The 23,756-nt window shown below is 57.9% G+C and carries 24 protein-coding genes and 2 tRNA genes; 9 read left to right on the top strand and 17 right to left on the bottom strand.

What is annotated here, in order from left to right; all coding sequences use genetic code 11:
- Positions 1-5: 5 nt before the first annotated feature.
- Complete coding sequence (rpsU, locus tag O3C79_RS17815; RefSeq protein ID WP_010322913.1) at positions 6-221, bottom strand: 30S ribosomal protein S21; 216 nt, start codon at positions 219-221, stop codon at positions 6-8.
- A gap of 171 nt (positions 222-392) precedes the next feature.
- Between rpsU and tsaD the strand changes: the two genes are divergently transcribed.
- A complete protein-coding gene (tsaD, locus tag O3C79_RS17810; RefSeq protein WP_010322912.1) occupies positions 393-1,421 on the top strand; it encodes a tRNA (adenosine(37)-N6)-threonylcarbamoyltransferase complex transferase subunit TsaD in 1,029 nt (342 codons plus the stop codon).
- Between the two features lie 13 nt (positions 1,422-1,434).
- On the opposite strand, the gene plsY is transcribed toward tsaD, so the two are convergent.
- Entirely contained in the window at positions 1,435-2,052 is a 618-nt protein-coding gene (plsY, locus tag O3C79_RS17805; protein ID WP_494384176.1) for a glycerol-3-phosphate 1-O-acyltransferase PlsY, read from the bottom strand.
- Between the two features lie 73 nt (positions 2,053-2,125).
- Between plsY and folB the strand changes: the two genes are divergently transcribed.
- Together folB and folK are read left to right on the top strand one after the other, a co-directional pair.
- A complete protein-coding gene (folB, locus tag O3C79_RS17800) occupies positions 2,126-2,482 on the top strand; it encodes a dihydroneopterin aldolase (RefSeq protein ID WP_010322910.1) in 357 nt (118 codons plus the stop codon).
- A complete protein-coding gene (gene folK / locus O3C79_RS17795; protein WP_494384175.1) occupies positions 2,482-3,003 on the top strand; it encodes a 2-amino-4-hydroxy-6-hydroxymethyldihydropteridine diphosphokinase in 522 nt (173 codons plus the stop codon). Before folB ends, folK begins: the two co-directional genes overlap by 1 nt.
- Here the strand turns inward: folK and O3C79_RS17790 are convergent.
- The 4 genes from O3C79_RS17790 to O3C79_RS17775 are packed head-to-tail and all read right to left on the bottom strand — an operon-like array spanning position 2,989 to position 5,988.
- Entirely contained in the window at positions 2,989-3,726 is a 738-nt protein-coding gene (locus O3C79_RS17790; protein WP_494384174.1) for a pteridine reductase, read from the bottom strand. The genes folK and O3C79_RS17790 overlap by 15 nt on opposite strands.
- Complete coding sequence (locus tag O3C79_RS17785; RefSeq protein ID WP_494384173.1) at positions 3,723-4,847, bottom strand: tRNA nucleotidyltransferase/poly(A) polymerase-related protein; 1,125 nt, start codon at positions 4,845-4,847, stop codon at positions 3,723-3,725. The genes O3C79_RS17790 and O3C79_RS17785 overlap by 4 nt, the downstream gene beginning before the upstream one ends.
- Positions 4,847-5,164, bottom strand: a complete 318-nt coding sequence (gene glpE, locus O3C79_RS17780) for a thiosulfate sulfurtransferase GlpE (RefSeq protein ID WP_076461191.1) — start codon at positions 5,162-5,164, stop codon at positions 4,847-4,849. Before glpE ends, O3C79_RS17785 begins: the two co-directional genes overlap by 1 nt.
- Before the next feature lie 2 nt (positions 5,165-5,166).
- On the bottom strand, positions 5,167-5,988 hold the full coding sequence (locus tag O3C79_RS17775; protein ID WP_494384172.1) for a symmetrical bis(5'-nucleosyl)-tetraphosphatase: 822 nt from the start codon (positions 5,986-5,988) through the stop codon (positions 5,167-5,169).
- A 430-nt stretch (positions 5,989-6,418) separates the two neighbouring features.
- Between O3C79_RS17775 and O3C79_RS17770 the strand changes: the two genes are divergently transcribed.
- Both O3C79_RS17770 and O3C79_RS17765 read left to right on the top strand, forming a co-directional pair.
- A complete protein-coding gene (locus O3C79_RS17770) occupies positions 6,419-7,996 on the top strand; it encodes a methyl-accepting chemotaxis protein (RefSeq protein ID WP_494384171.1) in 1,578 nt (525 codons plus the stop codon).
- A gap of 20 nt (positions 7,997-8,016) precedes the next feature.
- The gene (locus O3C79_RS17765) at positions 8,017-10,059 is read left to right on the top strand and encodes a putative bifunctional diguanylate cyclase/phosphodiesterase (protein ID WP_494384170.1); all 2,043 of its coding nucleotides are present in this window, start codon (positions 8,017-8,019) and stop codon (positions 10,057-10,059) included.
- Positions 10,060-10,303: 244 nt separating this feature from the next.
- Here O3C79_RS17765 and O3C79_RS17760 read toward each other — a convergent pair.
- From O3C79_RS17760 to O3C79_RS17740, 5 genes are all read right to left on the bottom strand, one after another.
- Positions 10,304-10,380 (bottom strand) — tRNA-Met (locus O3C79_RS17760).
- 233 nt (positions 10,381-10,613) lie between these two features.
- A tRNA-Met gene (locus O3C79_RS17755) sits at positions 10,614-10,690 on the bottom strand.
- Positions 10,691-10,749: 59 nt separating this feature from the next.
- Positions 10,750-11,112 (bottom strand): PilZ domain-containing protein, encoded by a 363-nt coding sequence (locus tag O3C79_RS17750; protein ID WP_494384169.1) that lies wholly within the window; start codon positions 11,110-11,112, stop codon positions 10,750-10,752.
- Positions 11,109-11,906: a flagellar motor protein MotB gene (locus O3C79_RS17745; RefSeq protein ID WP_010322898.1), complete on the bottom strand. Its 798-nt coding sequence runs from the start codon at positions 11,904-11,906 to the stop codon at positions 11,109-11,111. Before O3C79_RS17745 ends, O3C79_RS17750 begins: the two co-directional genes overlap by 4 nt.
- A gap of 2 nt (positions 11,907-11,908) precedes the next feature.
- On the bottom strand, positions 11,909-12,769 hold the full coding sequence (locus O3C79_RS17740; protein WP_494384168.1) for a motility protein A: 861 nt from the start codon (positions 12,767-12,769) through the stop codon (positions 11,909-11,911).
- Positions 12,770-12,844: 75 nt separating this feature from the next.
- On the opposite strand from O3C79_RS17740, the gene O3C79_RS17735 reads away from it, so the two are divergent.
- Positions 12,845-13,705 carry a DUF72 domain-containing protein gene (locus O3C79_RS17735; RefSeq protein ID WP_494384167.1) on the top strand — a complete coding sequence of 287 codons (861 nt, stop codon included), beginning with the start codon at positions 12,845-12,847 and terminating at the stop codon, positions 13,703-13,705.
- 18 nt (positions 13,706-13,723) lie between these two features.
- Here the strand turns inward: O3C79_RS17735 and apaG are convergent, their stop codons facing one another.
- From apaG to O3C79_RS17710, 5 genes are read right to left on the bottom strand one after another with little or no spacing between them, the layout of a single operon-like run.
- Positions 13,724-14,110 carry a Co2+/Mg2+ efflux facilitator ApaG/CorD gene (gene apaG, locus O3C79_RS17730; RefSeq protein ID WP_010322895.1) on the bottom strand — a complete coding sequence of 129 codons (387 nt, stop codon included), beginning with the start codon at positions 14,108-14,110 and terminating at the stop codon, positions 13,724-13,726.
- A 47-nt stretch (positions 14,111-14,157) separates the two neighbouring features.
- The gene (rsmA, locus tag O3C79_RS17725; RefSeq protein WP_494384166.1) at positions 14,158-14,973 is read right to left on the bottom strand and encodes a 16S rRNA (adenine(1518)-N(6)/adenine(1519)-N(6))-dimethyltransferase RsmA; all 816 of its coding nucleotides are present in this window, start codon (positions 14,971-14,973) and stop codon (positions 14,158-14,160) included.
- A gap of 2 nt (positions 14,974-14,975) precedes the next feature.
- On the bottom strand, positions 14,976-15,968 hold the full coding sequence (pdxA, locus tag O3C79_RS17720; protein ID WP_494384165.1) for a 4-hydroxythreonine-4-phosphate dehydrogenase PdxA: 993 nt from the start codon (positions 15,966-15,968) through the stop codon (positions 14,976-14,978).
- 1 nt (position 15,969) lies between these two features.
- Positions 15,970-17,259 carry a peptidylprolyl isomerase gene (locus O3C79_RS17715; protein WP_010322892.1) on the bottom strand — a complete coding sequence of 430 codons (1,290 nt, stop codon included), beginning with the start codon at positions 17,257-17,259 and terminating at the stop codon, positions 15,970-15,972.
- The gene (locus O3C79_RS17710; protein ID WP_494384164.1) at positions 17,246-19,996 is read right to left on the bottom strand and encodes an LPS-assembly protein LptD; all 2,751 of its coding nucleotides are present in this window, start codon (positions 19,994-19,996) and stop codon (positions 17,246-17,248) included. Before O3C79_RS17710 ends, O3C79_RS17715 begins: the two co-directional genes overlap by 14 nt.
- A 120-nt stretch (positions 19,997-20,116) precedes the next feature.
- Between O3C79_RS17710 and O3C79_RS17705 the strand changes: the two genes are divergently transcribed.
- The 3 genes from O3C79_RS17705 to djlA are packed head-to-tail and all read left to right on the top strand — an operon-like array spanning position 20,117 to position 22,665.
- On the top strand, positions 20,117-21,154 hold the full coding sequence (locus O3C79_RS17705; protein ID WP_494384163.1) for an aminoglycoside phosphotransferase family protein: 1,038 nt from the start codon (positions 20,117-20,119) through the stop codon (positions 21,152-21,154).
- Positions 21,151-21,837, top strand: a complete 687-nt coding sequence (gene murU, locus O3C79_RS17700) for an N-acetylmuramate alpha-1-phosphate uridylyltransferase MurU (RefSeq protein ID WP_494384162.1) — start codon at positions 21,151-21,153, stop codon at positions 21,835-21,837. Before O3C79_RS17705 ends, murU begins: the two co-directional genes overlap by 4 nt.
- A 9-nt stretch (positions 21,838-21,846) precedes the next feature.
- Positions 21,847-22,665: a co-chaperone DjlA gene (djlA, locus tag O3C79_RS17695; RefSeq protein ID WP_010322888.1), complete on the top strand. Its 819-nt coding sequence runs from the start codon at positions 21,847-21,849 to the stop codon at positions 22,663-22,665.
- Here djlA and O3C79_RS17690 read toward each other — a convergent pair whose 3' ends face one another.
- Positions 22,666-23,730: a DUF3530 family protein gene (locus O3C79_RS17690; RefSeq protein WP_494384161.1), complete on the bottom strand. Its 1,065-nt coding sequence runs from the start codon at positions 23,728-23,730 to the stop codon at positions 22,666-22,668.
- Positions 23,731-23,756 lie beyond the last annotated feature (26 nt).

Here is a 23,756-nt window from a genome sequence, read left to right as displayed (position 1 = left end):
TTAAATCAGTACAGACGTACGCGACGAGAAGTTTCACGCTGCAGTTTCTTGGCGTGACGTTTAACGGCAGCAGCTGCTTTACGCTTACGAACAGAAGTCGGCTTTTCGTAGTGCTCACGACGACGAACTTCAGCCAGGATGCCGGCTTTTTCGCAAGAACGCTTGAAGCGACGCAGAGCTACGTCGAACGGCTCGTTATCTTTAACTTTAACCTGAGGCATTGAATGCTCCCTTTAGTGGTTGGGGTGAATGTACCTATCGCAATGATAGAGATTAAGGCGGCATATTCTAGTGAAGCCCCCCGGCCATGTAAAGTGATCGAGACTGTATTTTGCGGCCCACAGCAGGGATAATGGCAAGCTGTTCGATCTGCTTTAATTGACGAGGCCGCTATGCGAGTGCTGGGCATTGAAACTTCCTGTGATGAAACCGGTGTGGCGCTGTACGACAGCGAGCGCGGACTGCTGTCCGACGCCCTCTACAGCCAGGTAAAAATGCATGCCGAATACGGTGGCGTGGTGCCCGAGTTGGCCTCACGTGACCATGTGCGCAAATTGCTGCCGCTGATTCGGGAAGTGATGGCCAAGGCGGAGCTGGAACTCAAGGACCTGGACGCAGTGGCCTACACCTCTGGCCCGGGTCTGATCGGTGCCCTGATGGTCGGTGCATCCACCGGGCGCGCACTGGCTCTTGGTTTGGGCGTGCCGGCCATTGCGGTACACCATATGGAAGGCCATCTGCTGGCGCCGATGCTGGAAGACAACCCGCCTGCGTTTCCGTTCGTAGCGCTGCTGGTATCCGGTGGCCATACCCAGCTGGTCAGTGTTAAGGGCATCGGCCAGTACGAGCTGATGGGCGAGTCACTGGATGATGCGGCCGGTGAAGCCTTCGACAAGGCAGCCAAAATGTTGGGGCTGGATTATCCCGGTGGTCCGCTGATTGCCAAGCTGGCCGAGCAGGGCACGCCGGGCCGTTATCGCTTCCCGCGTCCAATGACCGACCGTCCGGGTCTGGATTTCAGTTTTTCCGGCCTGAAAACCTTCACTTTGAATACCGCCAATGCCGAGCGTGACGAGAACGGTCAGATTGATGCGCAGACCATGGCCGATATTGCCTTTGCGTTTGAAGAAGCGGTGGTAGAAACCCTGGCTATAAAATGTCGCCGTGCCCTGCAGCAGACCGGCATGAAGCAGCTGGTGATTGCTGGCGGTGTCAGTGCCAACAAGCGACTGCGTGAGCGTCTGGATGAGGTGGTGCGCAAGGAAAAGTCGGGCCTGTTCTATGCACGCCCTGAGTTCTGTACCGATAACGGTGCCATGATCGCCTATGCCGGCTGTCAGCGTTTGTTGGCTGGTCAGCAGGCAGATCTGACCATTTTGGCACGCCCGCGCTGGCCTATGGATACACTGGAGTCGATCTGATTCTGTGAAGGGGTTAAAAGCGGTGCTCGCGCCCGGCCACCAGCTTGCGGATATTGCTGCTATGTCTGAGGATCAGGATCGCTGAGGTCAGGCTGAAGGTCAGCGTCAGTGCTGGTGTGGTCAGGTAGCAGAACAGTGGGGTAATGATCGCAGTGGCGATGGACGCCAGTGACGAGATGCGACCCAGCAGGAAAATCAGTCCCCAGAACAATAGCTGACACAAGGCCAGCGGCCAGCTCAGTAGCAGCGTGCAACCCAGAGTAGTCGCAACGCCCTTGCCACCGCGCAGGCTGGAGAAGAACGGAAACAGGTGGCCACACACGGCGGCCAGCATGGCCCAGCCGCGCAGGGTAATGTCGGCCCCGACCAGAATGGCCAACAGGATGGCGGCAGCGCCCTTGCTGAGGTCGCCCGAAAGCGTAAGGATGGCGGCCTGGCGTCCGCCCAGGCGCATGACATTGGTGGCACCGGGGTTCTTGGATCCGGCCTGGCGCGGGTCCTCAAGGCCCATGGCTTTGCAGACAAGCACAGCACTGGGGATGGAACCCAGCAGGTAGGCAGTCAGCAGCAATATCCAGTCGGACCCTTCGGGCATATTGACGTCCAGTCGTGCGCCGGCCGTGGCTGGCATGGTAGATTAACAGTCTTGAAACAAGCATATACAAGCTCGGACCGGGCCTCAATCGGTCCCCAGCGGAGGCAGGATGGATATCGTTTATATTCGCGAATTGGAAGTTGAGACCGTCATTGGCATCTATGACTGGGAGCGCGAAGTGCGCCAGACTGTCAGCCTGGATCTGGAAATGGGCACCGATATTCGGGCCGCTGCATCCACAGAAGATATTGAGCAGACGCTCAACTATAAATCTGTCTCCAAGCGCCTGATCAGTTTTATCAGTGAAAGCGAGTTCCTGCTGGTGGAAACCATGGCAGAAGAGATCTCCCAGATCGTCTTGAACGAATTTGATGTGCCCTGGTTGCGCTTGCGCCTGAGCAAGCCCGGTGCCGTGCGCGGTGCCAAGGATGTGGGTGTTGTGATCGAGCGAGGAGAGCGCAGCTGATGCCACATGTCTACCTGAGCCTTGGCAGCAACCGGGACAGGGAGCGCCACATTACGGCAGCACTGGATGCGCTGGCAGACCGGTTCGGCGAGATCGAAGTTTCGTCGGTGTATGAAAGTGAAGCCGTGGGGTTTGCCGGCACCAACTTTTATAATCTGGTGGTAGGTATCGACTGCCCTCTGGGACTGGCCGCGCTGTCAGCCTGGTTGAAGCAGATCGAAGACGACAATGGCCGGGACCGGTCTGGGCCGCGCTTCAGTGGTCGAACGCTGGACATCGATGTTCTGACTTATGGTGATCTGGACCATCCACAAGAAGGGGTGCAGGTGCCGCGCGACGAGATTACCGAGAACGCGTTTGTGCTCCTGCCGCTGGCTGAAATTGCGCCTGAGCAAAAGCACCCGGTACTGCAGACGTGCTATGCCGAGCTCTGGCAGGCGTATGACCGTGCCCAGAAGCTCTGGGCGATCGACTTCAACTGGCGTGGTCGCCAGATCTCACGGGCCTCAACTGAAGATTGAGCGCCCGCCATCGACTGCCAGAATCTGGCCGGTGATATAGCCGGCCGAGGCGAGGAAGGCAACGGCTTCGGCAATGTCCTCGGGGCGCCCTGTGCGTTGCAAAGGCACCTTGTCGAGGATGGCCTGGCGGGCAGTATCGTCCATTTCCGCATCCGCTTCGGGCCAGAGGATGGCACCGGGCGAGACGCCATTTACCCGCACCGCCGGCGCCAGTTCGCGCGCCAGACTCAGTGTCATCATCTTCACGCCTGCCTTGGCAATGGAATAGATCGGATATCCGCCCAGGCCTTTTTCTGCATGTACATCGACCAGGTTTACGATGCTTCCCTCAGAGGCTTCCAGCAAGGTTGCCAGTGCGCTGCTGAGGAAGAAGGGGCCACGCAGGTTGCTGTTGATCAGCTGGTCCCAGTCTGACTGAGCTGCCTGCTGCAAGGGCGTGGGATAAAAGGTGGATGCGTTGTTGACCAGCAGGCTGAGTGGCCCCTGCTGCCGCACGGCTTGCGCCAATTGCTCCACCGCCTGCATATCGTTCAGGTCGGCCTGCAGGCAGATGCAGGAATCGGCTCTTTGCCGGTTCAATTCATCGCGCAGCTGCTCGGCATCAGTGCTGGATTGGCGATAGTGCAGAATCAGGTCGTAGCCCTGTTGGTGCAGGCGGCGTGCGATGCAGGCGCCAATACGGCGTGCGGCACCGGTGATCAGGGCGCGTGGTGCCGTACTCATGCGATCTCTCCATACAGTCGGCAGCAGTCCAGCTGGCGCTGCTGAATCGCCTCACCCAGGGCCTTGCCACTAAAGCCTTCGGCCTGCAGGGCACGGTTATCGATAGCGGCAATACTCTGAAGCAGTGCCTGCGTTTGCTGCGCCAGCCGGTCGATATCGACGGTGGGGTAGAGCCGTTCTATCAGAGGCAGCAGGCGGTTCAGGCGTTCCGGCTGACGCACAAGGCTGAAGCATTTGAGCAGTGCCAGGCGTTGTTCGGCACTGATTTCTTCCATTCTGGCCAGTTCGTCAAGGCCGGTGCGGCTCTGCAGGGCCAGATCACGGAAGCGGTTGGGAATGCGCCAGTGGCGGCACAAGGCCCGGATACTCTCCAGAGCGCTGTCCAGCGACTGAGATTCGGTCAGGCTGAAAGCGAAGAGGGCAAAGCACTGCTCACTGTCGAAATTGGCAGCCTCGGTCAGAATCTGGAAACGGGTAGCGTTGTAACGTTCAGCCCCCGGCATCAGCTTATCCAGTGCGCCGATATGCTGCAGCAGGTTGAAGAAGCAGGCAGGGGATTGGGTACTCAATGCACGTTCGCACTCCTGCCATACCCGTTCGGGTGTCAGGTGTTCCAGCTCATCACCGGCACTGATCTCGCGCAGCAAGGTTTCCGTTTCCGGTGCCAGAGTGAAACCCAGGTGGGCAAAGCGGGCGTAAAAACGGGCAACACGCAATACCCTCAGCGGATCTTCCACAAATGCGGGTGAAACATGGCGCAGCAGGCGTGCTTCCAGGTCGGCTTGTCCACCGCAAGGATCATGCAGTTCACCGTTCAGGTCTTCGGCGATGGCGTTGATGGTCAGGTCGCGTCGCAGCAGGTCCTGTTCCAGCGTGACATCCGGGCTGGTATGAAAGGTGAAGCCGGTGTAGCCCTTGCCGCTTTTTCGCTCGGTGCGGGCGAGGGCATATTCTTCGGCAGTATCCGGGTGCAGGAATACTGGAAAATCACTGCCGACGGCCTTGTAGCCCAGCCGGCCCATTTCCTCCGGGGTAGCACCTACGACTACCCAGTCGCGGTCCTTGACCTCAAGCCCCAACAGGCGGTCACGCACGGCGCCGCCAACCAGATAGATTTGCATCAGCGTTCGCAGCGGTCCGGGCACTGGGCACGCCAGGCCTCAAAACCACCGTCCAGACTGTACACCTCGTCAAAGCCCTGGTGTGCCAAATAGGCGGCTGCCGACTGACTGCTGATACCGTGGTAGCAGCAGACGATCAGCGGGGCATCCATGTCTGCCTCGGCCATATACTCGGGCATGTTGTGGTTGTTCAGGTTGTAGGACTGGCTGATGTGCAGTTCCTTGTAGCTGCCCTCGTCGCGAATATCGACAATTTGGGCGCCCTGGTCGATCAGTTCGCAGGCCTGATCAATGTTAATGCAGCGATACTCGGACATGATTAGTCTCCCGCGGTCTTGGTGGGCTGGCAAGCTTGCGTGAAAACACAGGCGTCTTCAAGCCGATAAGCTGTAAGGGTATTGCCCCAGACGCAGCCGCTGTCCAGCGCAACCACTTGATGTTCACGATGAAATCCCAGTGCCGCCCAGTGCCCGAACAGCTGAATGCGTTTCAGGGGGGAGCGGCGTGGTTGACGATACCAGGGGGAAAAGCCTTCGGGTGCCGTCTCGGGCGCGCCATTGCCCTTGAACTCCAGCCGCCCGGACTCGGTGATAAAACGCATGCGGGTGAAGTAGTTGGTAATGGCTCGCCAGCGGTCCATGCCGGATAGATCATCCTGCCAGCAGTCGGGTTTATCGCCATACATCTGATGCAGGAAAGCATAGCAGTCAGGCCCTTGCAGTACCTGCTCCAGTTCCGCACTGAGTGCGCGTGCCTGTTTGAGTGACCAGATATGCGGAATGCCTGCATGGGTCATGACATGGCCCAGGGCCTTGTCGTCATGCAGCAGCGGCTGATGCCGAAGCCAATCCAGCAGCTCTTCACGGTCAGGTGCCTGCAGGATGGGCTCCAGGGTAGGGTGCGTCTTGCGATCAACACCGGCGGCCAATGCGAGCAGGTGCAGGTCATGGTTGCCCAGCACCGTGACGGCCTGTTCTCCGAGGCTGTGGACAAATCTGAGGGTTTCCAGCGAGCGCGGGCCCCGGTTGACCAGATCTCCGGTCAGCCAGAGCCGATCATTCTGATTGAAGCCGATCTGATCCAGTAATTGCAGCAGTTCATCGTAGCAACCCTGAAGGTCGCCAATGACATAGGTGGCCATAGGTTTTCCGAATTCTCAACACGCCACGCATGATAGCGGATTGCAGGTGTCGGTAAAAATCGCCATTTCATTGAACGTCGAGATAAAAAAAGGCCCCGAGTGGGGCCTGAAAATTACAGGATACCTGCTGCTGTTGAGTATCCCTGGCATAGCTTTAGCCATAACTGTGCCAAAAATTTTAAATATAATAATATCAATAAGTTACGATTAATTGGCTGAGGTGTGTCTTTGGCTTGTATGCACTAATTTGGTGCAGGTTGTGTAGTCTATTGGTGCGTTTTTTTGCGTGGCTAAAGGGAATACAAATATTAACCAAAGCTTAATTTATCACTGCATTAAGTAAGGTTATTGTCTGCGCCTGGCAACTGGAGTAATGTTTTGAAAAAAGCAGTACAAAAAGTGAACTATATGCCACTGGCAAGGGACTGTAATGAAAATCAATGAACCGGTGACACAACAAGAAAAAAACGTCTCGGAGCATGCCAATATACTGTCTACCACCGATCTGAAAGGAGCGGTTACCTACGTCAACCCTGACTTTGTCGCCATCAGCGGATTTGAAACCGAAGAGCTGTTGGGGCGCAATCACAACATCGTCCGTCACCCGGATATGCCACCCGCTGCGTTTGCCACTTTATGGGACAGGGTCAAGTCCGGCCATACCTGGATGGGACTCGTCAAAAACCGCTGTAAAAATGGGGATCACTATTGGGTGGATGCCTTTGTGATGCCCATCAAGCGGGATGGGGAAACCTGCGAATATCAGTCTGTCAGGCGCCGCCCTGAACGTGACGCTGTGGCGCGGGCCGAGAAAGTCTATCCGCGCCTGATGTCAGGCCGTTCGCCTCTGCCTGCCAACCCAGTCGCCAAAATGGGCCTGACCGGCCGTCTGTTGGCATCGGTGCTGGTGCCGGGCCTGGCCGGGCTGGCACTAAATCTGTTTTACCCTGAAGAGAGTCCCATGATCTGGGCCGCGGTGATGGCCTTGATGCTGTCAGGCATGCTGTTGGCACTTTCACCCTGGCGCCGGCTGGTGGCGGAGTGCCAGCAGCAGCTGAACGACCCGGTCGCACGTTACGTCTACACCGGTCGTCAGGATGATATCGGCCAGATGCGTCTGCTGCTTAAACAGCTGAGCTCAGAGTGCGATGGCTTGGTGGGGCGCATGGATGATTCGGCCCGACAATTGAAAGACGATGCCGAAATGCTTAGCGAGGCGGTGAGTCAGTCGCAAACCGGTATGCAGCATCAGTCGATCGAGATGGAGCAGTCTGCTGCCGCCATCAGCCAAATGTCGGCCTCGGTGCAAGAGGTAGCGACCAATGCCCAGTATAGCTCCCAGGCGGCGGAGGAAGCGGTCAGTGAAGTGGCTCACAGCAGACAAACGGTGGAAGCCACGGCATCAGCTGTACATGACCTGCAGGCACATATTGCCGAGGCCGAGGGGGTTATTGCTAAGGTAAACGGACACAGTCGCAATATTGCCAATGTACTGGATGTCATTAACGATATTTCCGAACAAACCAATCTGTTGGCGTTGAACGCCGCCATTGAGGCTTCACGTGCAGGGGATGCCGGTCGCGGTTTTGCCGTGGTGGCGGATGAAGTACGCTCACTGTCCCTGAGGACACAAAACTCGACGGGCGAAGTGCGTGCCATGATTGAAAAGCTGCAAACCAGTGCCAGTGATGCCGTGGATACCATCAATCAGGGGCGTGAGCGGGCAGATCGCTGCGTGGAGCTCAGTGATGAAACCGAACATGCGCTGGATAATATCCTGGGAGCCATTCGTCGTATCAGTGACATGAGTGTCCAGACCGCATCGGCGGTTGAGCAGCAGAGCAGTGTTGCAAGTGAAATTGACCGTAGTATTGTCTCTATTCAGACACTTTCTGAACGGAACCTCGGAGCAGTTGAGCAAAGCTCCCGGGCAGGACAACAGGTATTGACGGTAGCAACGGAATTGAATGCGCTGGCGCATCAGTTCTGGTGTCGCAAGTCGGCATAACTCAGGTGCAGCGGAAGCAGATGAACAGACAGCGCCAGTTTCTGGATTTGACCGGTGACTTTATCGCCAGTCTGGATCGAGATAGCCGAATTGAATTCATGAACCGTTCCGGGCGTCGCATGCTGGGGATCGGTCTGGACCACGACCTCCATGCCAACCCAATGTATGTGCATGACTTTCATGATGATGAAAATCTGCGGCTGCTGAAGGATGAGGCCTTTCCGCAAGTGCGTTCCTCTGGCTGCTGGAACGGCACTATTGTGTTTCGCTCACTGGATGGCACATCTATTCCCGTCAGTCTGCGAGTGTTAGCTCATCTTGATGAAAAAGGCCGTGTTACCGGACTGACCGGGATTGGTCAGGACTTGCGATTGCAACAGGCCCTGCATACGCAGGAAGCGATGGCAGACCGTATTCTCGACAGCACCATCGAAGGCATCATGGTGACTGACTCGGGCGCGCGTATTCAGCGTGTGAACCCGGCGTTTACTCAGATTACCGGCTACACCGCTGAAGAGGTTACAGGGCTGACGCCGCGTTTCTTGCGCTCTAACCATCATGAGCAGGACTTTTATGAGCAGATGAATGCCACGCTGAGTGAACATGGGCGCTGGCAGGGTGAAGTATGGAATCGACGCAAGTCCGGAGAGGTCTACCTGCAGTGGATGTCGATCAGTGCGCTCAGGGGGCAGGAAGGGGAGGTTACCCACTATGTTTCAGTGCTACATGACCTGACCGAAATGCGGGCCAAAGAGGCAGAAATTGAGCAGCTTGCCTTTACGGATCCGCTCACCGGTGTAGGCAACCGACATAAACTGATCCAGACCCTCCATCATGAATTTGGCGAAGAGGGAACGAAGCCTCTGGCGTTAATGTGTGTGGATCTGGGGCAGCTGTCACCCATCAATGATCGTTTTGGCATGCGTGGAGGCGACCAGTTGATCCGCTGTCTAAGTCAGCGCTTGCGCGAGTTGACTGGCTCGGCTTTCCAGCTGTTCCGCCTGACCGGGGACGAGTTTGTCATGCTTCAGCTCACTTCCTGTGATTTGACCGATATTGCCCGTCAGGCTGTGCGCTGTGTCCAACTGCTACAGCAGCCGGTTACGCTGGATGGTGAAATCATTCGTTTGAGTCCGTCGGTCGGCATTGCTCTGGCGCCCAAAGATGCCAGTGATGCCGATACGCTGTTGGCTTCGGCACAGACGGCCATGACGGCTGCCAAGCAGTCCGGTCGCGACGGCTACCGTTTTTATGATGAAGCCATCAGTAGTGCCATGTGGCACCGGTTGATGCTGGAGCAGCAGCTGATGTTAGCGACGCAACCGGATGCAGACCTTGGGCTGAAGCTCTACCTGCAGCCAAAAGTCTCCTTGCCCGAAGGGCAGATCGCTGGCGCTGAGATATTGTTGCGCTGGGAGCATCCCGAAAAGGGCCTGATCTCACCGGCGGAGTTCATCCCGTTGGCTGAAGAAAGTCGGCTCATTGTGGCGCTGGACCGCTGGGTGTTTGCTCGCAGCTGCCGTCTGTTACAGGAAAGTGCAGCAGCCGGGTATCAGCTGCCGCGTATCAGCATCAATCTGTCGGCCAAGCAGCTGCAGGAACCTGATCTGGTTGAATGGTGCGCCAATACCGTTAAGCGCTTCGGTCTGGACCCCGGCTGCATCGAGCTGGAAATTACGGAAACCGCGTTCATCAATCTGGCCGATACCGTGCTGGAACGGCTTCAGGCCCTGCGTAACGCAGGCTTCAGCTTGGCGCTGGACGACTTTGGCACCGGCTATTCCAGTTTGACCTACCTGCGACGCCTGCCACTGGATGTGGTCAAAATCGACCGCGATTTTGTGGCCGACCTGTGTCAGGACGAGCGTGCTGCCACTCTGCTGCAGGGGGTTATGCAGCTTCTGGATAAGCTCGATTTCTCTGTAGTAGCTGAAGGAATAGAAACCACCGAGCAAAGTGCCTTGCTGCACAGTATCGGCTGCGAAGTGGGGCAGGGTTTTCTGTATTACCGCCCCATGCCGGCAGATGAGTTTGTCGAACTCTACCAGCACAATATCAGCTAAAGCCAAGTGCTTTTCGTTACCGGCCTTCGAGCGACCAGGCTCGTAACCAGTTGCCCAGAGAGCGAAAAAAGCCGGCACCTTTTGGTTACCGGCTTTCTCTGAATTTGGTAGCGGGGGATGGATTTGAACCAACGACCTTCGCACGTGTTTTATTAAGAGCTGAGCCCGGCGAGCTGCCAGCTCGTAACCCATTGCCCAGAAAGCGAAAAAGCCGATCTCTTTCGAAATCGGCTTTCTCTGAATTTGGTAGCGGGGGCTGGATTTGAACCAACGACCTTCGGGTTATGAGCCCGACGAGCTACCAGACTGCTCCACCCCGCATCAACTTGAAGCGCGAATACTACGCATCGACCTTGCCCTTGTCAACGTAATCACAAAAAGAAATCCAAATAAGATGATTCCTTTATCAGCGGAGCTTCCAGCAAGGGTTGAATCAGACCTAACGACCTTCGCCCGGGGTTATCAAGAGCTGAGCCCACGAGCTGCCAGCTCGTAACCCATTGCCCAGAAAGCGAAAAAGCCGGCACCTTTCGGTTACCGGCTTTCTCTGAATTTGGTAGCGGGGGCTGGATTTGAACCAACGACCTTCGGGTTATGAGCCCGACGAGCTACCAGACTGCTCCACCCCGCATCAACTTGATGATGCGAATACTACGGATGCGTGAAGCTTATGTCAAGAAGTTATTACGATCATACGTCTTTTCGTATAGCGCTCGCCTGACATTGGGTGATGAACTGCGACAATAACTTTTGCTCCATCAGGCTTAGGCCTTTGAAGTCGGCACACCAGACCTGGCCAACCTTGCGGACCAGTTTCAGGTTGCAATCCATCCTGACGCTGCGCGTGTTCAGGGTGAAGGCGATATGGGCGGCAACGGTGGTATCGACAAGGGGCTGGTGGCTGACAAACGCCATGCCGGTGGCGGAGAGGTTGCGCACCTCAATCGCCAGGTCGTCGATATGAACCTGGATCGGGTCCTCGGGTGTTACCTCGAGGCGGTAAGCCCGGCGACCGCTATCCTGCAGGTCGGGTATCGTAATCCTTGGTTTCATGGCTGAGAAGCTCGCTTTTCCAAAACGAATTCAATACGTCGGTTGGCGGCGCGGTTATCCGGGCTGATGTTGGGCATCAGTGGAATCGACGCACCGTAACCGGTGGCAGTAAGGCGTTTGGGGTTAATCCCCGAATCAATCAGGTAGCGCAGTACGGTTGTCGCGCGCACGGCCGACAGCTCCCAGTTGGAAGGGAATTGCGCCGTTTGAATCGGGATGTCGTCCGTGTGTCCCTGAATCTCCATCTTGTAGCCAGGGTTGACGATGAGTGTCTCAAGCAGGGCGTCCAGCATGGGCAGCATGGCGTAGTTGAAATCCGCCGAGCCCGAGTTGAACAGGGCTGCGCCTTTCACTCGCAGCGACAGTTTGCCATCTTTGGGGGCGCCTATTTCGACTGCATCTTCCATCTGCATCAGCTGGAAGGCACGCTCCAGGTCACTGGTCAGCTGTTGCCACTCCATGGCTGCTATTTCAGATTGAGCGCTGTCCTCGGCATCATTTTTCTCCGCCGGCGTACTTTCCTGAGGTGACTGCATGATGGCATCGTTGATGTCCGAAGGTGTGCCGGGGCTCATTGTTTCCAGAGGGATGATTGAGTCAGGCGCGCCGGACACCGCATTTTGGAAGGCGGTCTTGAACGATTGCATGGCGTCAGCGAAGCGTTCTTTTTCTAGGTTGGACATGGAAAACAGCAGCACGAAAAATACCAGCAGCAGCGTCATCAGGTCGGCATAGGTCATCAGCCATCCGGGGCTGCCCTGATCATTGGTTAATTCTCGGCGGCGACTGCTCATGGCTAACCTCGCGGACCGGCCGGTTTCTGCTGTTTTCCGGCGGCTGCCTTACCTGCATTACCCTTGGCAGATCCTCCGTCAGCGGCGGTTTCCTTCTGTTGCTTGCCAAGCTTGACCGGTTTGCGCTGGGCTTCGGGCAGATAGGAGGCCAGCTGCTCGTACACGTGCATGTAGTGGTCGTTGGTCAGGATGCTGATGCAGCCTTCACGGATGATTTCCAGGTTAGTCACCTCAGCGAGGGTACGTGCATGCAGTTTGCCGGCAATGGGCAGGAATACCACAGTGGCCAGCAGGGAGCCGTAAAAGGTGGTCAGCAGGGCGACGGCCATGGCAGGGCCGATGGTTTCCGGGTTGGAGAGCTGGCTCAGCATTTGGATCAAACCGATCAGGGTACCGAGCATACCGAAGGCCGGGGCATAAGCGCCCATTTTACGGAATACATCCTGCACCGAGTGGTGGCGCGCAATCAGCGAGTCGATTTCGTTCTGCAGAGTGTTGCGGATGACTTGCTCAGACGCGGCTTCTGCCAGCAGGTTGCAGGCGCGCTTGAGCACGTGTGAATCACTTTCCACGTCGCCCAGCTTGAGCAAACCATGGCGGTGCGAAACCCGGCTCAGCTCGAGCATGGTGTCGATCATTTCCTGGGGGTTGGTGTTGTCGCGGGTGAACACAATCCAGGCGGCCTTGAAGGCGTTGGTTACATCCTTGAAGTTCACCGTCAGCAGGGTGGCGGCCAGCGTACCGCCGGCGACAATCATCAGGCCGGGGACATTCAGGAAGACATCGGCGTTACCGCCCAGAAAAATGGCACTGATGATCAGGGCAATGCCAGAAATAATACCGAGAAGAGAGGCGAAATCCATCCTGATTCAGTACCCTGTCAGCTTGATATGAGGGACAAGTGTGTCCACGAGCTTGCAGTATAACAACGAGTTGCCATGGCGTCAGACTACTTCATCGGGTTGCCTCAATGGAAGCACCCGGCCTGGGAAGCCTCCATTTTGCCTGATTCAGGACAACCCGAGCTGAGCCAGTATGCCGCCAGCTTCAGCTCGGTGGAGGGCAATACCACCTTTTACGGCTTGCCCGCACAGGAGACCGTGAAGCGCTGGCGCGAGCAGACGCCGGCGCATTTCCGCTTCTGTTTCAAATTTCCGCAATCGATTAGTCATCAGTCTGGCCTGATGCATTGTGCAGAAGAGCTGCGTAAAACCTTTGTGCAGCTGGCTCCGCTGGAGCAGAAGTTGGGCATGCTGTGTCTGCAGCTGCCGGCCCGTTTCGGCCCTGAGCATTTGCCACAGCTTGGACACTTTTTACAGCAGTTGCCGGCGGGATTCCGGTATGCGGTTGAGGTGCGCCATCCTGCCTTTTTTGATGGCGGTGATGCGGAAAAGCAGCTCAATGTGCTGCTGCACACCCTGGGGATAAACCGCATCATGTTTGATACCCGGGCGCTCTTTGCCAACCCGAAAACGGATGCGGTGACCCGTGAAGCGCTGCAGCAGAAACCGCGCCTTCCCCTGCGGGTGCTGGCGACAGGCTCTGCCCCCATGCTGAGGTTTATTACACCGCTGCATTGGCAGGAGGGCACGGACTGGCTGCAGCCCTGGATTGGCAAGCTGCTGGAGTGGATAGAGGCGGGTAAAACACCCTTCGTGTTCATGCATACGCCCAGCAATGCCGAAGCGCCGGAGCTGGCCCGTTGGCTGGCACAGCAACTGGAACAGCAGAAGCCGGGATTGAAGGGGTTTGAAGACTGGGCGGGGCGGCCCCGGATTCAGCAACCGGGGCTGTTTTAACGTCGCGCGGGTATCCTTTTAGTGCAGAGCGTTCGGCTGTGCCAGGGTGAAAGGGGAAATGGGCGCTTCAAATTCCAGTTCATCGGTGGTGGTCATCTGATAGCTGCCTTCCATGCTGCCTACTTCAGTAGCCAACACGGTGCCGCTGGTGTACTCGTAGCTCTGGCCCGGTTCAATTACCGGTTTCTCGCCAACCACGCCTTCACCCTGTACCTCCTGAACATGTTCGTTGCCGTCGGTAATACGCCATTTGCGGCTGAGCAGTTGCACGCTCTCCGCATTATGGTTGGTGATTTTAATGCGGTAGGAAAAAACGAAGCGGTGTGCTTCCGGCTCGGATTGCTCCGGCAAGTAGGCGGTGGCGACATCGATTTCGATATTGCGGCTGAACTCGGTGCTGTCCATCTGTGCTCGGGTATCCTCTGGGTTGGTCTGTCGGCCAATGCCGGTTATCAAGTCTTGTTGGCAGCGTCTGTCAAAGCGTCGCTGATACGTACAAATTCGGCCAGTGTCAGGCGCTCGGGGCGTAGGCCCGGATCAATATCAAGTGCTTCCAGTGCATCTGCGCTGATCAACTGCTTGAGGTTGTTGCGCAGGGTCTTGCGGCGCTGACCGAATGCGGTACGTACCACATGCTGCAACTGACCCACATCCTTGGCCGGAATCGGTGGCTCGGCATAGGGTACCAGTCTCACGATAGCGGAATCGACCTTGGGTGCGGGCGAAAATGCACCGGGAGGAACAATAAACAGAGGTTCCACACGGCAATAATACTGCGCCATGATCCCCAGTCGGCCGTAATGGTTGTCACCCGGGCCAGCGGCCAGGCGGTCCACTACTTCCTTCTGCAGCATGAAGTGCATGTCCTCAATCAGGCCATTAAAGCTCAGCAGATGAAAGATCAGCGGCGTCGAAATGTTGTAGGGCAGGTTGCCCACGATTCGCAAGGGGCGTTCATCCTGTTTCAGGCCGGCAAAGTCGAATTTGAGCGCATCGGCCTCGTGGATGGTAAAGGTGTCGGCATAGCGGAAAAACTGGGTACGCAGCACCGGAATCAGATCACGGTCCAGTTCCACGGCATCCAGGTGTCCGTTGGTCGCATCCAGCAGCTCTTCCGTCAGCGCCCCCAGGCCCGGGCCGATTTCGACCAGGTGATGCTTGGGCTGAGGGTTGATGGCACGGATGATACGGCCGATCACGCCCTGGTCGTGCAGAAAGTTCTGACCAAAGCGTTTGCGCGCCTTGTGGCCGGTGGGTTTTTTACTCATGTTCACTGTCCTGCTTGATGGCGGGCCATATCCAGCGCGAACTGGAGGGCGGTGTGCAGACTGCCGACGTCAGCCTGGCCGGTTCCGGCCAGATCCAGCGCGGTGCCGTGATCAACCGAGGTGCGGATAATGGGCAGACCCAGCGTGATATTGGCTGCGCGGCCAAACCCTTTGTATTTCAGAACCGGCAGTCCCTGGTCATGGTACATGGCCAACACGGCATCGGCATCACGAAGGTGGTGATCGGTAAACAGGGTGTCGGCCGGCAGTGGTCCGATCAGGTTGATACCCTGCTCACGGAACTGCTCCAGCACCGGGGTGATGGTATCGATCTCTTCGCGCCCCATATGCCCGCCTTCGCCGGCATGGGGGTTGAGACCGGCAACCAGAATGCGGGGCTGCTCAATGCCAAAGGCATGTTTGAGGTCGTGCACCAGCACTGTAATGACGTCCTCCAGCAAAGGCCGAGTAATGGCACCCGGTACCGCGCTCAGCGGCAGGTGGGTGGTGGCCAGTGCGACTTTGAGGCCCTCGGTGGCCAGCATCATCACAACCTTGTGGCTGGCGGTCATCTCTTCCAGAAATTCGGTATGGCCGCTGAACGGAATACCGGCATCATTGATGACGCCCTTGTGTACCGGCGCGGTCAGCAGTGCCTGGAAGTCACCCGACATGCAGCCAAGGGTGGCCTGGCGCAGGGTTTCCAGTACATAGGAGGCATTGGCTGTTTCGAGCTTGCCGGGGAGGCTTTCTGTTACCAGGTCGACGGGCAGACAGTAGAGGGCGCCCGGCGGTGCCGGCTGTGCGGGCGAACTGCTGTTGAACGGCAGAATCTCCAGCGGCAGGCCCAGCAGCTCGGCACGTTGACGCAGCAGATCCGGGTCAGCTACTGCAACCAGCTGACAGGGGTGAGCCTGCTGTGCCAGTTGGGCGCAGAGTTCGGGGCCAATGCCGGCGGGTTCGCCCGGCGTAATCGCTATTCTGGGGCAGCTCACGTTAGATTTTACGCTCGATGTAGGCCTGGGAACGGATTTCGCGCAGCCAGTTGGTCAGCTCTTCACTGAACTTGCGCTGGCGAATGGTATTGCGTGCCTGGGCTTCCAGCATCTCTTCACCCAAGTCCTGGGTACGGCGGTCCTGCACCTGCAGGATATGCCAGCCAAACCTGGACTCGAAGGGGCGACTGATTTCGCCTTCTGCGGTGGTGTTCATGACCTGCTCGAATTCAGGCACCATCTGGCCGTTTTGCGTCCAGCCCAGCTCACCTCCCTGGGAGCCGCTGGCGCTGTCATCGCTGTGGCGACGGGCCAGTTCATCAAACGGCTGACCTTCCTGCAGGCGCTGGTAGAGGTCGTTGATTTCGCGGCGGGTCTGGGCCTCGCTGCGGATTTCGTTGGGTGTGAGCAGGATGTGGCGAACCTGTGTCTGTTCCACCAGCTGTACCTTGCCGCCGCGCTTGTCTTCCACTTTCAGCAGGTGGAAACCACCCGGTGTTTTGATCGGCTTACTGATTTCACCCGGGCCCAGTTTGGCGATGGCGTCAGCGAGTGCGGTCGGCAGCTCGGTTTCCTTGCGCCAACCCAGCTCGCCGCCCTGCAGGGCGTTAGGTGCATTGGACTCGGCAATGGCCAGTTCAGCAAAATCGGTGCCGGCATCAAGCTGTTCACTCAGGCGCAGAGCCTTGGCTTCTGCCTTCTGGATCATCTCCGGGCTGGCGCCTTCGGGCAGAGCAACCAGAATGTTGCGGAGCTGGAATTCGGCCTGCACCTGCTGCTGGCCCAGCTCGGAATCCAGGAAGCTCTGCACTTCCTGGTCAGACACGCTGATGCGGCGGTTGACGCTGCCCTGCTGTACCTGAGTCAGGAGGATTTCACGGCGAATCTGCTCACGGGCCTGGGCATAGTCCTGGCCTTCGGCGATCAGGGCGTCACGAAACTGGCTCAGGGTCATGCCGTTCTGTTCAGCAATGCGGTTAATGGCCTGGTTGAGCTGGTTGTCGGACACACGGATACCCTGGCGTTCGGCAATCTGCACCTGCAGGCTTTCCAGAATGAGGCGGTCCAGTACCTGCTCGCGCAGCACATCTTCGGGCGGCAGGCGGGTGTCATTGCCGGCGGCGACTTGCTGGCGAACCTGTGCCGTGCGCTGATCCAGCTCACTTTGCAATACGATGCCTTCGTTGACCACCGCAGCGATTCGGTCCAGCACTTCTGCGTTGGCCATGCTCAGGGGAGCTGTCATCACCAGCAGGCCCAGCAGGGGGCGTGCAAATTTAGAAAGTGCCATCTTCATCCTCGTCATATCCGGTAACTTCCTTCAGGTATTCACTGCCCTGGTCCTGCCCAAAAGAGCCGAGGCCACGCAGGACAAACTGCAGGAAAACGCCATTGTCTGTTTCGAATGCTTCGCCCGTATCGATGCTGTCCGGGTCTACTACCCAGCGACGGCCAGTCAGGCGCACTTTCCAGCAACAGCTTGAATACTCGATCCCCAGCAGGGTTTCAAGATTCTCGCTGGCATCCAGATCCTGTTGCAAGCGGCCGTAGCCGGTCCACTGGTTATTGATCGGCCAGCGGAAAGCCATGTCCAGCTGCTGGTTGCCATCGATAGGCTTCTTGCGGGTGTTGTCACGGTAGCTCAAGTAGAACAGACGGCGGTCACCCGGGCGGAAGCTGAGCTTATAGTTCTGTTCCAGCAGGTCGTAGCTGTTGCGATCTATTTCACCGTTGTGGCTCAGGCGCAGGTTGGGCAGCGGTGACCAGCTGGCAAGGGTCGCCAGGTTGGTGCTGTTTTCCCGGCCGGTAATATCGCCCGGGCGCAGTGCAGCCGCATCACGATCACTGAAGTAGTAGGCCTGAGCTGCCGCCAGACGCATCACTTCCTGTCCCTGGCTGGAATACAGCGCGCTGGACAGACCCAGGCTGGCCTGGGAGGTATCTGCGATGCGGTCGTTGCCACTCCAGCCGGTGGTGTGGAACAGGCTGTAGTAGGTGAAATCCAGTTCACTGGAGTCGAAAATGGGCGCATCGTCCTGATCATCGGCACTGGCGTGCAGCAGGAACAGGCGGGGCTCCAGTGTCTGTGTATAGGTGCCCTTGTCGGTGTTGTAACCGCGCTCCAGCATCAGGCCGGAATCCAGACTGACCAGCCCGGCAGCAACACTGGGACGGGCATCGATATCGAAGCTGTCATTTTCCAGGTCATACTGACTGTACCAGAGGCTGGCACTTGGCCGCAGGTAACCCCAGGGGCGGTCCAGCGCCAGGCTCAGGCGCGGCTCCAGATGGATACGGTCACCGGTGGTGCGGTCATGGACATCATTGGCGCTTACGCCGGGTGCATAACGGCTGTCCAGGTCGCGGTCGAAGCGAACGAATTCGGCGTCATAATCCAGGTTGAGCGCGTTGCCAAGGTAGCTTTCCCAACCTTGCAGGTGCAGCTGTGGCAGGCGCTCGTAGGGTGTGGTGCCGCTGATGGTCTGGTAACTCTGGGTGCTGAAGTACAGGTTCCAGTTGGGCTGACGGTAGGTCAGGTCCAGGCGCTGGTCCAGGTGGTCATCACGCTGTACTTCAAGACTGGTGCTCAGATCTTCGTAGTAGTCATCGTCGCTGACTCGGGTGAAGTCCACGTGACTGTAGAGGTTATCCAGCAGTTCACCGTTGTGGTTCAGGCCCAGCACCCAGCGGTCTTCGCCCAGCTTGTCGTCATTGGACATCCAGGCTGTGCTGAGACGGTTGGATGACCAGCTGTTCATGTAGCGCAGTTCGTTCTCAAGCAGAAGGCCGCGCTCACCGATATAACGGGGCGTCAGCGTATCGTCCACATTGGAGGCGATATTGAAATAGTAGGGCACCGACAGATCGATGCCATTGCTGGCGGAGTAACGAATGCTGGGATACAGGAAACCGGACTGGCGACGGTCATCGATGGGGAAAGACAGATAGGGCGTATAGAGAACAGGTACGCCCATGACATCGAGGCTGGCGTGGCGTGCAACGCCGCGGCCGGTTTCCGGGTCAAGCACAATGGAGTCGGCCGCCAGCTGCCAGGCGTTGCTGCCCGGTTCACAATAGGTTAGTGCGCCTTCATCGAGACGTACACGGTTATCGCCAAAACGGGTAATCCGGCTGGCTTGCCCGCGCATGTGTTCTTCATGCATGACGTACTGGGCATTGTGGAAGCGGGTATCACCGCTAAGCATATCGGCATCTGCCTGCTCGCCCAGCAGCAGGAAACCGGGCTCGCGATAGCGTACTTCACCAAACAGGCGGGCCTGGTTGGTTTCACGGTTGTATTCCCCACGGGTACTGCTGATCATGCGGCCACCGCGCTGGATTTGGATGCCACCTTCCAGAGTTGTCAGACCGTCGAGCGCTGCGCTGGAGTTAAGGGCGTTGATGAGAACTGGTTGTTGGTCGAGCGGACGATCATCCTGCAGGTAGTCCAGTTCGGGCTGGATATAGCGGCCCGAGCAGGCTCCGGTTGTCTCGCCAGCGGCGTAGGGGTACCAATCCAGATAAGCTGCCTGCTCGGGGGCTAAAACGACCGCCTTGCGAGGTGATGGCAGAGGTGCACTTTGCAAAACCCTGGATGCCGTTTGCTTACAGGCCCAGCTATCGCCATCCGCAACACAGTTCCACTCATCCGGCCCGCTGGCATTGAGTTTCAGGTTCGCTTCCTGAGTGCGGCGTTCCTCCGCGATACGGACGCGGGTGCTCTGTTTGTCAGTGGCTGTATCAGCGGTTGCTTTTGCTGGTGCTGGTGTAGGCTCGACGGGCGCTTTGGCCGTGTTTGTATCGGATTCTTCGGGGGGCTCTTCAACCGTTGCGGAGGCCGCAGCTTCAGCGGCGGCTTCCTGCTTTTTCATCGCCGCTTCATTGACGTCGCATTTCCATTCGCCATCGGGGGCCAGGTCACAGCTCCACAAGCGTTCCGTTGTGTTCTGGGCGTGCAGGCCTTGGCTGCCCAGGGCTGCAGCAATGGCCAGGCTCAGTTTGAATCCTGCTCGGGTGTCAAAGGGCATTAGAAGAGTCGCTATCCGGTTGCGGCCGGGCCTGTTTCATGGCGGCCCGTAAGTCGAGTACCATATCGAACCACGCATGATAAAGCATTCACAAGTTCAAGTGCTAGAGGATAAAGGCGAATGGGTCAGAGGCTGAAACAGCTTTCACAGTGGGTACAACAGCAGGCCAGCGACCAGGATGTGCCGCTTGACGAAGCGTTGCAGCCGGTATCGGGTGATGCCAGCTTCCGGCGTTATTTCCGTGCCAGTGGCGAAGAGGGCAGCTGGATCGCCGTGGATGCACCGCCTGAACATGAGGACTGTGCGCCCTTCGTGGCCATCGCTCAGGGCTGGCTGGCGCAGGGGGTCCGTGTGCCTCGCGTTATTGCCAGTGATCTGGAAGAGGGATTCATGTTGCTGGAAGACTTTGGTGACCAGTTGTTGTTACCGGAGCTCGACGACAACAATGTCGAGCAGCACTACAGCCGTGCCTTTGAGCTACTGCGCCAGATTCAGCGCACCACAAATCCTCAGCTTCCGCCCTATGAGCCGGTGATGCTGGCCAATGAAATGGCGCTGTTCCCTGAGTGGTTCCTGACCCGTTTTCTTGGGCTGGAATTGAGCGATGAGGAGTTTCGTCTGCAAGGTCTGGTCGGGCGACTGCTGATCGAGTCTGCCCTGGGACAACCGCAGGTCAGTGTTCACCGTGACTATCACTCGCGCAATCTGATGCTGCTCGAAGATGGCGAGCTGGGCACCATCGATTTCCAGGACGCCGTTAAAGGCCCGGTGACTTACGACCTGGTTTCTCTATTGCGTGACTGTTACGTCGATTGGCCGGATGAGCAGGTGCGTTTCTGGGTTGAAGCCTTCCGTCAGCGCTTGCTGAAAGACGGTATTGAGGTGGCCGAGCAGGGGCTGTTCCAGCAGCAGTTTGATCTCATGGGTATGCAGCGTCACATCAAGGTACTGGGTATCTTCAGTCGCCTCTGGTTGCGAGATGGCAAGGAAGGTTATCTGGATGACCTGCCGCGCACTCTGTCATATCTCTACCGCGCATCGGCACGTTATGAAGAGCTGGATACCTTTACCCGCTGGCTGGAAAAACGTGTCATCCCTGCGTTCGAGGCGCACCCGCGCTTTGCCGGCCAGTCACTGGAGCACTGGTGGCAGGCATGAAAGCGATGATTCTAGCGGCCGGCCTGGGGACCCGGATGCGGCCGCTGACGCTGGATACGCCCAAGCCTCTGTTGAAGGTGGGCGGCAAGTGTCTGATCGAGTATCACATCGAGCGTCTGGTCGCGGCCGGTGTCCCTGACCTGGTAATCAATCATGCCTGGCTGGGGCAGCAGATTGAAGAGTATCTGGGTACCGGGGAGCGCTATGGAGCCCGAATCCAGTACTCGCCCGAGTCAGAACCGCTTGAAACCGGGGGCGGTATTCGCAAGGCACTGCCGCTGCTGTGCGACCAGGGCACTGCTCCGTTTATTGTGCTGAATGGTGACCTGTTCAGCACGCACCCGCTGGAGTCCCTGGTCGATTTGCAGCCGCCGTCGGGCGGCGCCCATCTTGTTCTGACTGCCAACCCGCCCTGGCATGTCGAGGGGGATTTTGCGCTGCATAGCGATGGCCTGGTCAAACAGGATGGTGCTGAAAAGCTGACCTTCTCCGGCATCAGTGTAATGACCCCCGGGCTGTTCGACGGTATCGAAGCGGACGCTTTTGCCCTGGCGCCTCTACTGCGGGAAAAAATGCAGGCGGGTGCTGTTACCGGAAGCCGGCTGCAGGGATACTGGGAAGATGTAGGGACACCGGAGCGTCTGTCGGCGCTGGATGAACGGCTCAAGGCTGGAGTTATATAAGGAGACACTATGGACTCCCTGTTGGGACAACTTAAGCAATACCGTGGTGGTGCCATTGTCGGTGGTCTGATTGGTCTGCTCTCGGGTGGCCCTATGGGCTTGCTGCTGGGCGGCGCCGTTGGCTTTCTGCTGCAGCGGGGGCTGAGCAAGAAGCTGCAGGCCTATAACCCGCAGCAGCTGTTCTTCCGCGCCACCTTTACGGTGATGGGCAAGATCGCCAAAGCCGATGGCCGTGTTTCCGAGCAGGAAATCCGTTTTGCCCGCGAGGTGATGCAGCGAATGGGCCTTGGCGATGCACGTCGCCGTGAAGCGATCGATTTCTTCTCTGAAGGCAAGGAAGAACATTTCGATGTGGCTGAAGTCCTGCGCCCGCTGGCCTTGATGCTCAGGCATCGTTCGGCGGTGAAGCTTATGTTTGTGGAAATTCAGCTGCAGGCTGCCATGGCGGATGGTGAAATCAGTGCGGCCGAGCAGGCGGTGCTACAGCAGGTGTTTACCCAGCTGCAGTTTACCCAGCAGGAAGTGGAGCTGCTGATGTCGCGCATGCGCGCTGAGGAAGCCTTTCGTCAGCATTCCTGGCAGGGGCATGCCAATCCGGGTGCGGATTCAGCCAGCCTGTTGAAGGATGCCTACGGCGTGCTGGGTGTCAGCCCCGATGCTTCTGATGCCGAGGTGAAGAAAACCTGGCGCAAGCTGATGAGCCAGCACCACCCGGACAAGTTGATGTCCAAGGGGGTTCCGGAAGATATGATTCAGCTGGCGAAAGAGAAAACCCAGGAGATCCAGGCGGCTTACGACCGTATCAAGGCATCACGCAACATGCGTTGATCAGACACTACTGGGGCCCTTGGCCGGCTGTGGCTGAGGGCGTGTTCCCGGGGGCTGTGGCGGTTGCAGCTGGGGAATCTGTGGTGCCTGGCTTTCGGGTTCGGCCTCGTCAGAGAGATAAATACGTTCCAGTACTCCGCGTACCTGACGTGTCATCCAGGGCATATCAGCACTCCAACCCCTGAAGACGCCCGGTAACCGGCTTTGGTGGTAGCGGCTCAGCCCTTCGCGCTGTGCCAGCAGGCGGCGCTGGCGAGCATCCGGTTCCGCATCCGGGTAGCCGGGCAGAGGGTGGTAGTAGAGGTCGATCAGGGTACGCTCCTTGAGCTTGACCATCAGTTCTCCCAGGCTCTCGGGCGCTGCAGTCGTCGGGCGAGGGTTCAATACCGCCAGATCAATATCCTCTCCACGTGCCAGTGCAAACTGCGCCGCCCAGGTCGAGCTGCTGCCAATACCCAACACCAGTTTTTGCTTGCCGCTGCCGCGCTGTACCAGTTCTGCCCAAGCGGCCTGAAAGCGGGCGTTGTAGCGGTCGGGGAAGGGTTGTGCCTGTTCAGGTTGTGCCTCATTTTCCGCAGCCGCATCGGTTGTTTCGGCCGGGGCGGTTGGCGCTGGTACAGGGGCTGCTGCGTCAGCGTCAGTGTCAGTATCCTCAGTGGCGGTCGCCGGTGCTGTATTCAGACGTTTGATAACCGGAAGGGTTCTTGTGGGCAGTGATGGGTCGGGTGGCAGCGGCGGCTGCACGATCATCAAGTTCCAGCCATGTTCCGGCAGGTAGGCAGCCAGGGCGCGAGACTGTTCCAGCCAGGCCTCAGCACTGCCGGTATCGGGCAGCAGCAACAGGTTACCCAGGGCGTTGGCCGTCATGGCCGGGCGGAACACCAGTGAATAGCGGTCATCGCCGGTATCCAGCTCCAGCAGTTCATAGCTGCTGTCCAGCGCTTCAATCAGCTGATCTTCAAGACTGGTGACGCCGGCCTGTGCACGCTCGCCATCCTCCGCCGCAACAAGAGGATGACTGGCTGTGAGCAGGGTGATAAGCAAAGCTGGAATTAGTGTACGCATCAGGCGATTATCGATGCACGGGCTCC

Source organism: Marinobacterium sp. NO-S09, from assembly GCF_059179545.1.
The sequence above is the reverse complement of the archived record's forward strand: the minus strand, read 5'-3'. Positions and strand labels throughout refer to the sequence as shown.